Origin of the sequence: Acidovorax radicis N35, assembly GCF_000204195.1 — a bacterium.
In the GTDB taxonomy this organism is placed as follows: domain Bacteria; phylum Pseudomonadota; class Gammaproteobacteria; order Burkholderiales; family Burkholderiaceae_C; genus Acidovorax; species Acidovorax radicis.
The window spans coordinates 505,741-518,488 of record NZ_AFBG01000020.1 but is presented as its reverse complement, the minus strand read 5'-3'; the positions used below and the strand labels follow the sequence as shown (position 1 = coordinate 518,488).

Genomic DNA, 12,748 nt, shown 5'->3' with positions numbered 1-12,748 from the left:
GGGCCCGGCGCACGGGGTGTTTTTGACGTTCGGTAGAAGCGGCTAGCCCTGCGCCGCCAGATCAAAGATACGCGTCGCCGGCATCCACTTGCGGCCCGCGGGCGTCCATGGCGTGGGCGCCTGGAAGCGCCACATCAACGCCTCCCAGGCCTGCAGCCGGGCATCGAGGGCTTCGGCCTGTGCCATGCGGTCGCCGTCAAAGCGCGCGTCATCCGTCTCCATGAACATGCACAGCCGCGTGCCCAGGCGAAAGATCTCCATGCCCGTCACCCCGTGCTCGCGCAGGTGTTCCCTCACCTCGGGCCAGATGGCGCGGTGGTGCGCCTCGTATTGCGCAATTAGGGCGGGGTCGTCCTGGAGGTCGAGCATCAGGCAGTGGCGCATGGGGCTTCCTGGGGTTGAAGGTAGGAGTGCAGGGGTCAGGGCAATGCGCGGTCGAGGTGCGTATAGCCCCCGTCCGGGTGCAGCCACTGCCCGGTGGTGTGGGACGAGCGGTCCGACAGCAAAAAGACCACCAGGTCCGCGATCTCCTGGTCCCGCGTCATGCGGTGCCCGAGCGGTATGCGCGCGGTGATGCGCTGCAGTGCGGTGGCGGGGTCGGGCAGCGTCTGCAGCCAGCGCTCATACAGCGGCGTCATCACTTCGGCCGGCAGCACCGCGTTGACGCGCACGCCGTGCGGCGCCAGCGCTGCAGCCCACTCCCGCGTGAGCCCCAGCTGCGCCGCCTTGGCAGCCACGTAGCCGCTGGTGCCGCCCTGGCCCGTGAGCGCGGTCTTGGAGGAGATGTTGACGATGGCGCCCTGGCGCTGCTGGAGCGACTCCACGCACAGGTGAGCCATCAGGTAGCAATGCACCAGGTTGTCCTCCAGCGACCGGCGGAATGCGGCGGTGCCGGCCGCGAGGTCCACCCCATCGTTCACACCGGCGTTGTTCACCAGCCCATCGATGCCGCCGAACCGGCGCAGCGTCTGCGCCACCGCGTCCGTGCAGGCGGCTTCGTCGCCCAGCTCCAGGGCAAAGAACGCAAAGGTGGGGCACAGCGCACGCAGCGTGGCGGCAAAGTCGTCGCCCAACGGGTGGCGGCCCAGGATGACGGGCACCGCCCCTTCGCGCGCCAGCTGCAGGCTGATGGCGCCGCCGATGCCGGCGCCGCCGCCGGTCACGATAACGACCTTGTCTTTGAGATACAGGTCCATGGGAGTTCCTTGGATGGCGTAGGTCAGCCGCGGTACTGGTACTGGGCGAGCGATTCCGGCTTCATCTCGATGGAATAGCCGGGCCGCTGCGGCGGCATGTAGGCCGCGCCGCGCATCACGCACGGGTCGACAAAATGCTCGTGCAGGTGGTCCACATACTCGATCACGCGGCCCTCCTTGGTGCCCGCGATGCACAGGTAGTCGATCATCGACAAGTGCTGCACGTACTCGCACAGGCCCACCCCGCCCGCGTGCGGGCATACCTTGAGGCCGTACTTGGCGGCCATGAGCATCACGGCCAGCACCTCGTTCACGCCGCCCAGGCGGCAGGCGTCGATCTGCACCACATCGATGGCGCCGCGCATGATGAGCTGCTTGAACATGATGCGGTTCTGGCACATCTCGCCCGTGGCCACCTGCATCGAATCCTTCACGGCCTCGCGGATGCGGCGGTGGCCCTCGATGTCGTCGGGGCTGGTAGGTTCCTCGATGAACCAGGGCTTGGCGAATGCCAGCTCCTGGAGCCAGTCGATGGCCTGGCCCACCTCCCACACCTGGTTGGCGTCGATCATGAGCTTGCGATCGGGGCCCAGCACCTCGCGGGCCACGCGCACGCGGCGGATGTCGTCCTGCAGGTCACGCCCCACCTTGAGCTTGATGTGGGTGAAACCTGCATCCACCGCCTCCTGCGCCAGTCGGCGCAGCTTGGCATCGTCGTAGCCCAGCCAGCCGGCAGACGTGGTGTAGCTGGGGTAGCCATGGGCCAGCAGGTCGGCGCGGCGCTCGGCCTGGCCCACGGCGCGCTCGCGCAGCAATGCCAGCGCCTCGTCGGGCGTGATGCAGTCGGTGATGTAGCGAAAGTCGATGAGTCGCACCAGCTCTTCGGGGCTCAGGTCGGCCACCAGTTGCCACACCGGCTTGCCCTCCGACTTGGCCCACAGGTCCCAGGCGGCGTTGACCACCGCGCCGGTGGCCAGATGGATGGCGCCCTTGTCAGGGCCGATCCAGCGCAGCTGGCTGTCGGAGGTGACATGGCGCCAGAAGCGGCCCATGTCCTCGGCGATCCACGCCAGGTCCAGCCCGACCACCAAGTGCTCCATCGCGCGGATAGCGGCGCAGCAGATCTCGTTGCCCCGGCCGATAGTGAACGTGAGGCCGTGCCCCTCCAGCCCCGGCTGGTCGGTTTCCAGTACCACATAGGCGGCCGAATAGTCCGGGTCGGGGTTCATCGCGTCGGAGCCGTCCAGGTGGGCGGACGTGGGGAAGCGCACGTCCAGGACGCGCATCGATCGAATGGTGGTCATAGCTCGGTGGTTTTGCGGGGAAAGTCGGCTCGCGTTCAGGCCTGCACGGTGCGCTGCTGCTGCTCGCCCAGGCCGCTGATCCCCAGGCGCATGGTCTGGCCCGCCACCAGATACACCGGCGGCTTCTGGCCCAGTCCCACGCCGGGCGGGGTGCCGGTGGAAATGATGTCGCCCGGCTGCAGGCTCATGAACTGGCTCAGGTGGCTGACCAGTTGCGCCACGCCAAAGACCATGGTGCGGGTGTTCCCGTTCTGGTAGCGCCGGCCATCGACCTCCAGCCACAGGTCCAGCACCTGCGGGTCCGGCACCTCGTCGGCAGTGACCAGCCAGGGCCCGGTGGGCCCGAAGGTGTCGCAGCCCTTGCCCTTGTCCCACTGGCCGCCGCCGCGCTCGAGCTGCACTTCGCGCTCGGACACGTCGTTGATCACGCAGTATCCGGCCACATGCCGCATGGCGTCGGCCTCGCTGATGTAGCGGCCACCTTGGCCGATGACCACGCCCAGCTCCACCTCCCAGTCGGTGCGCTGGCTGCCGCGCGGGATCTCCACCGCATCGTTGGGCCCCACGATGGCGCTCGTCCATTTGGAGAACACCACGGGTTCGGCGGGCACCGGCATGCCGGACTCCGCCGCGTGGTCCGCGTAGTTCAGTCCGATGCAGATGAACTTGCCCACGCGGCCCACGCAGGCCCCCAGGCGCAGGTCCTGCTGTGGTGTGCCCGCCACCAGCGGCAGCGAGTCCACATCGAGCTGCGCAATGCGTGCCAGCCCCTCGGGCGTGAGCACGTCGCCAGCGATGTCGGGCACCAAGCCCGAGAGGTCGCGCACGCGGCCCTGGGCATCGAGCAGGCCGGGCTTTTCCTGGCCCAGGGGGCCGTAGCGAAGAAGTTTCACGAAAGAGTTCCTTGTGGGTGACAACGCACCGAGTTGAAAAAGCGGTCCGTCGCAGAGACCATCAGTCGTACAGAACGGCGGCGATCTTGGGATCGTTGATACTGGTCTTGTCGTACCAGAAGAAGCCGGTGTCGATCACCTTGGGCAGCTTTTCGCCCTTGAGCGCCTTGACTGCCGCCTCCACGGTCTTGTAGCCAATGCCCACGGGGTTCTGCGTGATGGAGCCGGCAATCAAGCCTTCCTTGATGGCGTCCTTCTGCTGCTTGCCCGAGTCGTAGCCGATGACGACGAGCTTGCGCTTGGTTTCGCGCACCGCATTCACCACGCCGAGCACCGAGCCTTCGTTGGCACCAAACATGCCCTTGAGTTGGGGGTAGGCCTGCAGGATGGATTTGGCGATTTCGGTGGACTTGAGGTGGTCGCCTCCGCCGTACTGCACGCTCACGATCTTGATCTTGGGATGTGCGGCCTTCATGCGCTCGACGAAGCCGTCGCGCCGGTCCACGCCGGTGCGGCTGGTCTGGTCGTGCACCACCAGTGCCACCTCGCCCGCACCGCCGATGAGTTCAGCCATCTTGTCGGCCGCCAGCGCCGCTGCCGCCTTGTTGTCGGTGGTGGCGGTGGTCACCGGGATGTCGCTGTCCACGCCCGAGTCGAAGGCAACGACCGGGATCTTGGCGGCCTGGGCCTTTTTCAGAAGCGGGATCGCGGCCTTGCTGTCCAGTGCGGCCAGGCCGATGGCCTTGGGGTTCTTGGCAAGCGCTGCGGACAGCATGTCGATCTGCTTGTCCACCATGGCTTCGGACTCCGGTCCCTCGAACGTGACGCGCACATCCAGGTCCTTGCCCGCCTGTTCGGCGCCCGATTTCACGGCCTGCCAGAACTGGTGCTGGAAGCCCTTGGACACCAGCGGTATGTAGACCTGCTGTTGCTGCTGGGCCATGGCGGCCGTGGTGCCGCCCCATGCCATGGTGAGGCCCACGGCGATGCTGAGTACGCGTTTGCTGAACATGGTTTGTCTCCTTTTAGTGGTTGTGGGAAAAGCGGAACTCGGGATGGACGGCCCTCAGCGGCTGCGGCGCCGCAGGATGTCGGTGTAGACGGCCAAAATGATGATGGCGCCGGTCACCACGGTCTGCCATTCCTGGGCCACGGACATGATGCGCAGCCCGTTGGTCAGCACGCTCATGATGAAAGCGCCGATGATGGTTCCGAGAATGGTGCCGGTGCCCCCCGCCAGCGAGGTCCCACCGATGACCACGGCGGCGATGGCATCCAGCTCGTAGCCCTGCCCCAGCGCCGGCTGCGCAGAGTTGAGCCGCGAGGCAATTAGCAGCCCGGCAATGCCACAGATGCCGCCGCTGACCGAATAGACGACGATCTTCCAGAAATCGACGTTCACGCCCGACAGGCGCACAGCCTCTTCGTTGCTGCCCAGGGCAAACGTGTAGCGGCCCAGCATGGTCTTGTTCAGCACGAAACTGGCCGCCACCGCCACGACGAAGAGGATCAGCACCGCGTTGGGAATGGGCAGCGACGGCAGCAGCTCGCCGATCAGCGAGTCCTGCGAGATGGCGCTGAAGCCTTCGGTATCGTTGAAGTAGATGGGCTTGGTGCCCGAGATCACGAGCGACAGCCCCTTGAGCAGCATCATCATGCCCAGCGTGGCAATGAAGGGCGGGATCTTGAGCTTGGCGATCAGCACGCCCGAGATAAACCCGCACAACGCCCCCGAGAGGATGGCCGCCGCAATGCCCAGGGGCAGCGGCAACCCCAGGTAGGTCAGCACCACCCCGGCCATCACGGCGCTGAAGGTCATCAGCGTGCCCACCGACAGGTCGATGCCCGAAGTGATGATGACGAAGGTGCAGGCGATGGCCAGCACCCCATTGACGGCCGTGGCCTGCAGGATGCTCACCATGTTGTCGGCCTTGAGGAAGTTGCCGGACGCGGCCGTGAAGAACGCCATCAGCGCGAGCAGGCTGGCGAAGGCCAGCAGCTTTTGCCGCGTCTCGGCGCGAAACAGCCGCTCTTTGATCGCGGCCCAGGGGCCGGCCTTCGATGCAGTGGGCGTCGTCAATGTCGGTGTGGCTTTTGGCATGGTCTTCAGTTCGTCAACGTGGTGGGCCGCCGGGTGGCGAGTTCCATGATCCGTTCCTGGGTGGCATCGGCGGCCGAAAGCTCGCCGGTGATGCGTCCCTCGCACATCACCAACACGCGGTGCGACAGGCGCAGCACCTCGGGCAGCTCGGAAGAGATCACGACGATGGCTTTGCCCTGCTCGGCCAGGGCGTTCAGGAGCTTGTAGATCTCGGCCTTGGCGCCGACATCGATGCCGCGCGTGGGCTCATCGAAGAACAGGATGTCGCAGTCGCGCAGCAGCCATTTGGCGATGACGATCTTTTGCTGGTTGCCGCCGGAAAGCAGGCGCACCTGCTGCTGCACCGAAGGCGTCTTGATGCCCAGCTGGCGCACGTATGCTTGCGCCGTGCTGCGCAGGGCGGCCTGGTCCAGGACGATGCCGCCCCGCGCAAAGGAGCGCATGGACGACAAGGCGATGTTGGTCTCGACGTCGAGCCCGGTGGCCAGGCCAAAATGCTTGCGGTCTTCGGACAGATAGCCGATGCCCAGCGCCACCGCCTGCTGCGGCGAACGGATGGTGACGCGCTGGCCCCGCACATGGATTTCGCCAGCGTCGATGGGGTCCGCACCAAAGATGGCCCGCGCCACCTCGGTGCGCCCCGCGCCCATCAGCCCGGCAAAGCCCAGGATTTCGCCGCGCCGCAGCTCAAAGCCCACATCCACGATGGCCGCCTTGCGGCACAGCCCCCGCACCTGCAGCACAACCTCGTTGCCCGTGGTGTCGGGTACGTGCTTTTCCAGGGCTTCGAGCTGGCGGCCGACCATCATGCCGATGATGCTGTCCACGCTGGTCGACGCCATGGGCACGGTGGCGATGGTCTGGCCATCGCGCATCACCGTGACCCGGTCGGCGATCTGCTGCAGCTCGTCCATCTTGTGCGAGATGTAGACGATGCCCACGCCCTCGGCCCTGAGCTGGCGGATGATGCGAAACAGGTCGGCGACTTCTTCGTTGTTCAGCGCGGCGGTCGGCTCGTCCATGATGAGCACCCGCGACTGGAACGACAGCGCCTTGGCGATCTCGACCATCTGCTGCTTGGCCACCGTGAGCTCGCCCACCAGCGTGCGCGGGTCGAGCTGAAGGTTCAGGCGCTCGAAGATGGCACGCGCCTGGGCGTTGAGCGCATGCTCGTCCAGCACCAGGCCCAGCCTGTGGCGCGGCTCGCGGCCGATGAAGATGTTCTGGGCGGCGCTCAGGTGGTTCATCAGGTTGAGCTCCTGGTGAACGATGCCGATGCCCAGCGCCTGGGCGGCGCGCGGGCTGCCGATGTCAGCGGGCTGCCCGCTCACCAACACCTCGCCATCATCGCGCGGGTAGATGCCGGACAGCACCTTCATCAGGGTGGACTTGCCCGCGCCGTTCTCGCCCATGAGGGCATGGACTTCGCCGGGGATGAGTTCGAAGCGCGCCTTGTCCAGCGCCCGCACGCCGGCAAAGGCCTTGGACAGGTTGCGGATCTCGATGAGCGGAGATGTCATGGCTGCCTGGGCCTCATGCAATGCCATAAAAGCGCTGTGCGGTGCTGCGCCACACCGCGTCCTGGTCAGCCGGCGGCAACTGGCCGATCAACACGCCGGCGGTGGCCAGCCATTGGCCATAGCTGCTGGCCAGCGTGACCACGGGCCAATCGCTGCCCCACATCAGCCGCGCCGGGCCGAATCCTTCGAGCAGCGCATCCCACACCGGCCGCACTGCGGCCACGCAGGCCTCGGCCGATGTGCGCTGCTGTGGCTGCAGCTCGGTCAGCAGGCCCGAAAACTTGCAGTGCACGCGCGGCAGTGCCGCCAGCTCGGCCATGCAGCGGCGCCACAGGGGCGCCCAGTCGGCATGCCAGCCCTGGGCCAGCTGCGGCTTGGCAGCGTGGTCCACCACGACCTGCAGGTCGGGCCAGGCGTGCAGAAAGCGCAGCAGCGATGGCAGGTGCTCCGGCTTGACCAGCGCGTCCAGGCGCAAGCCCAGCCGGCTCAGTGCCTGCACGGCGTCCGCACGCGGCGCGCGCTCGATCCAATCGACGTCCGGCAGGTCCTGCAGCATGGGGCGCACGCCCTTGAACTGCGGGTACCGCGACAGCGCCTCCAGCGTGGCGGCCGCGTCGCTGCGGCTCAGGTCCACCCAGCCGACCACACCGCCGATGAAGTCATGCTCTGCGGCGAGTCCCAACAGGAATTCGGTTTCCGCCACCGAGTCTGCAGCCTGGACCAGCACGGTGCGGACGGTGCCCGTGGCCTGGAGCGTGGGCTCCAGATCGCAAGGCATGAACGCACGCAACAGCGGCGCAAGCGCGGGCTCATCGGCACGCAGCCAGGTGTAGTCACCGCGTGCTGGGTTCCAGAAGTGCTGGTGCGAGTCGATGCGCGTCATGGGCAGGGCTACCGGTGCTGAATGGCGTTGCCGCTCAGATGGTCACGCCACCGTCGACGAGCACCGCTTGTCCAGTCACGAAGCGGGACTCGTCGCTCAGCAGGTACACCACCTGGGGGGCGATGTCGTCCACCGTGGCCAGGCGGCCCAGCGGCTGGCGCGCGATGAAGTCCTTCTCGGCCTGCACCGGGTCGGCAGCGCCCGCAATGCGCTCGCGCAGGGATGGCGTGTCCACCGTGCCCGGGCACAGCGCATTGCAGCGCAGGCCCACGCGGGCGAAATCCGCCGCGATCGCCTTGCTCATGCCGATGACGGCAGCCTTGCTGGCGCCATAGACGAACCGGTTCGGGAAGCCTTTGATCGACGAGGCCATCGAAGCCATGTTCACGATGGAGCCACTGGTGCCCGCGCGCTCCATCCGGGCCAGCATGCCCGGCAGGAAGGCCCGCGCCACGCGGTAGGCCCCTTTGACGTTGAGGTCCATGCTGAAGTCCCACGCTGCCTCGTCGCATTCAAGCACGCTGCCGTTGTGCACGTAGCCCGCGCAATTGAAGAGCCCGTCCAGCGCAGGCAGCTGCGCAGCCAGGGCCACCACGGCAGCGCTGTCGCGCACATCCAGCACATGGGTCGTGAGCCCCGCTCCATCCTGGGCCAGCCGCGCCAGCAAGGCTGGGTTGAGGTCGGTGGCGATGACCTGGGCGCCTTCGCGGGCACAGGCCAGTGCGCTGGCGCGACCAATGCCTTGGCCAGCGGCGGTGATCAGGATGGTTTTGCCTTGCAGTCTCATGGAGTACCTTTGTTCTGTAACTTCATATATGAACTTTTTGTTCATTAGAAAATAATGTACAAAGGCGACGACTGCCATCCAATCAGTGCTTACCCTGCCCTGGCCGATGTCCCGCGACCGGGATACCCTCTGGTAAGGTGAAGCCGCTTTTTCTGCGCGCTGACCGGCGCCAAGGGACACTCCATTCCGCCCCCCTGAATCCGTAGCGCTGCAAGCACTCCTTTTTCTCCATGACAGAACCCAACGACCGCTACCGCGCCCCCGCCCTCGACAAAGGGCTGGACATCCTCGAGCTGCTGGCAGAGCAGCCGCACGGCCTCACACGCGCCGAGATCGTGAAGGCCATGGGCCGCGGGCCGAGCGAGATCTACCGCATGCTCGAGCGCCTGGTCGCGCGGGACTACGTCACGCGGTCGCAGCAAGGCGACCGCTATGCGCTCAGCCTCAAGCTGTTTGTGCTGGGGCACCGGCACCCGCCCATCGAAAGGCTGGTGGCGCAGGCCCTGCCTGCGATGGAAGCCTTTGCCACGGCGGCCGAGCAGTCGTGCCACCTGGGCATCTACAACCGGGGCAACATCACCGTGGTAGCGCAGGTCAATGGCCCGGGCAACTGGGGGTTGTCCATCCGGCTCGGGGTGCGGGTGAGCCTGATCGACACCGGATCGGGCCATGTGGTGCTGGCGTTTCAGTCCGAGCAGCGCCGCACCGAAATGCTGGCAGAACACGACGCGCTGGAGGGTGAGGTGCCCATGCCGGAGGCCGAGCTGCAGGCCATTCTGGACCACATCCGCACGCTGGGACACTGGCAAGGCGACAGCCAGCAGGCCTATGGCGTCACGGATATTTCGATGCCCATCCTCGGGCCCCAGGGGCATGCATTGGCCGTGCTCACCTGCCCCTTCATCCGGCGCATTGATCGCCATGTCGGCTCGGACCTGGACACCGCCCGCGAACTGCTGGCACGCGCGGCGACCGGGCTGTCACTACGCTAGACAAGCGGTACAAGAGAGCGTTCATGGTTGGCACTTCTGACAAGGAATGCCAACTACCGGGCCGAGGCTGGCCTGGGCATCCAAGCCAAGCACCAACCCGGGCAACCCAGCGGTCGGGTTGCCATGCGACGTTCATCCGCCGGATCCGCCAGGCGCCCCGCCAGCAGCCACAATGCAGGCCATGCTTGCGCTGCTTCGCACCTTCTCCTGGCAGGACCTGCGCCACCACCCCTGGCGCAGTGCTGCGGCAGTGGCGGCGGTGATGCTGGGCGTGGCGCTGGCGTTTGCGGTGCATGTGATCAACGCGTCTGCGCTGGACGAATTCTCCCAGGCCGTGCGAGCCGTCAACGGGCAACCTGACCTGGAGCTTCGGGCCATGCAGGGTAGTTTGCCTGAGGCACTGTACGGGCAGCTTGCCACCCATCCGCAGGTGGCACGCGCCAGCCCGCTGCTGGAGCTGTCGGCCGTGGCGCGGGCCCTGCGGCAGGGGTCGGGTACGGCGACCGTACCCACTCCACCCCCCACGCCACTGCGCGTGCTGGGCGTGGACGCCCTGTTGCTGCCCGCCATGGCCCCCGCGCTCATGCCACGGCCCTGGGCGGGCGCCGACCGGCTCGCCCTCTTTGCACCGGCCACGGTGTTCCTCAATACAGCAGCGCTGCAGGCTCTGGGCCTGCCCACCACGCCCCCCACCTCGGCAGAACCGTCGCCACAGTTGCTGCTGCAGGCCGGGCTGCAGCAATGGCCGGTGCGCGTTGCCGGCACGGTGGCTGCGGGGGGCGCACCGCTGGCAGTGATGGACATCGGTGCCGCACAAGACCTGTTTGGCCGCGCCGGCCAGCTCAGCCGCATCGACCTGCAGCTTCAGCCCGGCACCGACCGCAGCGCGTGGGAGCAGGCCGTGCGCGCCCAGCCCGGCTGGCCGGCGCAGGTGGTGTTTGCGCAGCCGGGCGATGCGGCGCAGCGCATCAGCAATCTGTCACGCGCCTACCGCGTGAACCTGACTGTGCTGGCGCTGGTGGCGTTGTTCACGGGGGCGTTCCTGGTGTTCTCGGTGCTGGCGCTCAGCGTGGCACAGCGCGCGCCGCAGTTCGCGCTGCTGGCCGTGCTGGGCGCCACACCGCGCCAGCGCCTGGCGCTGGTGCTGGCCGAATCCGCCGTGCTGGGCCTGGTGGGCAGCGCCGCCGGCATCGCCCTGGGCACGGCCCTGGCCGCCGCTGCGCTGCGGCTGCTGGGGGGCGACCTGGGCGGTGGCTACTTTGCAGGGGTGCAGCCGGTTCTGCAGTGGAGCGCGCCAGCAGCCCTGGCCTATGGCGCACTGGGTGTGCTGGCAGCACTGGTGGGTGGCTGGTGGCCCGCGCGCGCCGCGCAGACGCTGCCGCCCGCGCAAACCTTGAAAGGCCTGGGCACGGTGTCCAGCCAGGCGGACCAAGGCTGGATTGGTATCATTTTGATAGCTATTGGCGCAATACTGACTAGCGCACCACCCGTTTTTGACATACCACTGGCCGCCTACCTGGCCATCGGCCTGCTGCTGGTGGGTGGCATTGCCGTGCTGCCCTGGGCCATGGCCTGGCTACTGCACCGCCTGCAGCCGCTGGCCGCACGCCACGCCCTGGCGCTGCTGGCACTGGAGCGCGCTCGGCGCATGCGTGGCACGGCCGCTATCGCGGTAGGCGGGGTGGTGGCCAGCCTGAGCCTGGCCGTCGCGCTGACGGTGATGGTGTCAAGCTTTCGTGGCTCGGTCACGCAGTGGCTGGACGCTGTGCTGCCATCGCCCCTGTATGTGCGCTCGGCCCTGGGTGCGCCGGGCAGCGAGGCCGCACTGCTGCCAGCAGGCTTCGCCGAGTCCGTCGCACAGTTGCCCGGCCTCGCGCGTGTGCAAGCCCTGCGCGCCAGCCCGCTGCAGCTCGACGCCACGCGCCCCGCGCTCATGGTCATCAGCCGCCCGCTGGGCACCGCCCCCGCCCGCCACCTGCCCCTGGTGGGCGAAGCCCTGCCCGTGCCCGCCGGGCGCACTGGCGTCTACGTCAGCGAGGCGGTGGTGGACCTGTATGGACTGCGCCCCGGCATGGAGTGGCCCGCACTTTCTGATGCTTTTACCCCCTTGGCGCTTGATAGACAAGCGCAACCAGCTATCTTTTACATAGCAGGCGTGTGGCGCGACTATGCACGGCAGTCGGGCGCCGTGGCGATGGACCGCGCCGTGTGGCTGCGCCTGACGGGCGACGCCCGCACCAGCGACCTGGCGCTGTGGCCCGCAGAAGAGATCAACATCACGGCGTTGCAGGATGCGATCCGCGCATTGGCGGCAGCCCAGGCGGGCCGCGTGCCCCCGGCCCGGGACGGCACCAGCGCGGCGGACGAGGCCCTGGTGGAATTCGTCTCGGTGGGCGCGATCCGCGAGCGCTCGCTGCGCATTTTTGACCGCAGCTTCGCCGTCACCTACTGGCTGCAGGCCGTGGCCATCGGCATCGGCCTGTTTGGTGTGGCCGCCAGCTTCAGCGCCCAGATTCTGGCGCGCCGCAAGGAGTTTGGCCTGCTCGCCCACCTGGGTCTGACGCGCCGCCAGATCCTGGCAGTGGTGGCTGGCGAGGGCGCTGCCTGGACTGGCGTGGGCGCGGCCGCAGGCTTGCTGCTGGGCCTGGCCGTATCGGTGGTCTTGGTGCACGTGGTCAACCCGCAAAGCTTTCACTGGACCATGGACCTCAGCCTGCCCACCGGGCGCCTGCTGGGCTTGTGTGTGGCCGTGGTCGCCTCGGGCACGGTGACGGCGTGGCTGGCAGGGCGGGCTGCGGCTGGGCGCGATGCGGTGATGGCGGTCAAGGAAGATTGGTGAACGGCGGGCGGTCTGTCAAGTTCCGATAGTTTGGTTAAAAATTGTTTGCAATCCCTGCAGATTTTGATAATCATCCATCACCAATCAAACCCGATCCCGGGGTTGCCAGCCATACCGGCGCACCGTGCCAACAGCCAGCAGCCCCATGTCCAGCCACCCTGATTCAAGACCAGACGCGCCGCCTCTTGGCCCCACAAAGAGGGCCGCCGCGCAACCCGAGGGAGTTCAATGAA

General features: G+C 67.3%; 11 protein-coding genes. 2 read left to right on the top strand and 9 right to left on the bottom strand.

Annotation, left to right across the window (positions count from 1 at the left end):
• Positions 1–42: 42 nt before the first annotated feature.
• The 9 genes from ARADN35_RS0116170 to ARADN35_RS0116130 form a co-directional block, all read right to left on the bottom strand.
• Positions 43–384: an L-rhamnose mutarotase gene (locus ARADN35_RS0116170; protein ID WP_010463970.1), complete on the bottom strand. Its 342-nt coding sequence runs from the start codon at positions 382–384 to the stop codon at positions 43–45.
• Positions 385–419: 35 nt separating this feature from the next.
• A complete protein-coding gene (locus ARADN35_RS0116165) occupies positions 420–1,196 on the bottom strand; it encodes an L-fucose dehydrogenase (RefSeq protein ID WP_010463969.1) in 777 nt (258 codons plus the stop codon).
• Between the two features lie 23 nt (positions 1,197–1,219).
• A complete protein-coding gene (locus ARADN35_RS0116160) occupies positions 1,220–2,500 on the bottom strand; it encodes an L-fuconate dehydratase (protein WP_010463968.1) in 1,281 nt (426 codons plus the stop codon).
• A 35-nt stretch (positions 2,501–2,535) separates the two neighbouring features.
• A complete protein-coding gene (locus ARADN35_RS0116155; RefSeq protein ID WP_010463967.1) occupies positions 2,536–3,393 on the bottom strand; it encodes an ureidoglycolate lyase in 858 nt (285 codons plus the stop codon).
• Between the two features lie 61 nt (positions 3,394–3,454).
• The gene (locus ARADN35_RS0116150) at positions 3,455–4,405 is read right to left on the bottom strand and encodes an ABC transporter substrate-binding protein (protein ID WP_010463966.1); all 951 of its coding nucleotides are present in this window, start codon (positions 4,403–4,405) and stop codon (positions 3,455–3,457) included.
• A gap of 54 nt (positions 4,406–4,459) precedes the next feature.
• A complete protein-coding gene (locus ARADN35_RS0116145; protein ID WP_181147570.1) occupies positions 4,460–5,494 on the bottom strand; it encodes an ABC transporter permease in 1,035 nt (344 codons plus the stop codon).
• Positions 5,495–5,499: 5 nt separating this feature from the next.
• Positions 5,500–7,014, bottom strand: a complete 1,515-nt coding sequence (locus ARADN35_RS0116140; protein WP_010463964.1) for a sugar ABC transporter ATP-binding protein — start codon at positions 7,012–7,014, stop codon at positions 5,500–5,502.
• A gap of 13 nt (positions 7,015–7,027) precedes the next feature.
• Positions 7,028–7,897: an amidohydrolase family protein gene (locus tag ARADN35_RS0116135; protein ID WP_010463963.1), complete on the bottom strand. Its 870-nt coding sequence runs from the start codon at positions 7,895–7,897 to the stop codon at positions 7,028–7,030.
• A 34-nt stretch (positions 7,898–7,931) separates the two neighbouring features.
• On the bottom strand, positions 7,932–8,684 hold the full coding sequence (locus ARADN35_RS0116130) for an SDR family oxidoreductase (RefSeq protein WP_010463962.1): 753 nt from the start codon (positions 8,682–8,684) through the stop codon (positions 7,932–7,934).
• A 230-nt stretch (positions 8,685–8,914) separates the two neighbouring features.
• Here ARADN35_RS0116130 and ARADN35_RS0116125 point away from each other — a divergent pair, with 230 nt between their 5' ends.
• Both ARADN35_RS0116125 and ARADN35_RS0116120 read left to right on the top strand, forming a co-directional pair.
• The gene (locus ARADN35_RS0116125; RefSeq protein WP_010463961.1) at positions 8,915–9,676 is read left to right on the top strand and encodes an IclR family transcriptional regulator; all 762 of its coding nucleotides are present in this window, start codon (positions 8,915–8,917) and stop codon (positions 9,674–9,676) included.
• A gap of 172 nt (positions 9,677–9,848) precedes the next feature.
• Positions 9,849–12,515 carry an ABC transporter permease gene (locus ARADN35_RS0116120; protein ID WP_010463960.1) on the top strand — a complete coding sequence of 889 codons (2,667 nt, stop codon included), beginning with the start codon at positions 9,849–9,851 and terminating at the stop codon, positions 12,513–12,515.
• Positions 12,516–12,748: the final 233 nt, after the last annotated feature.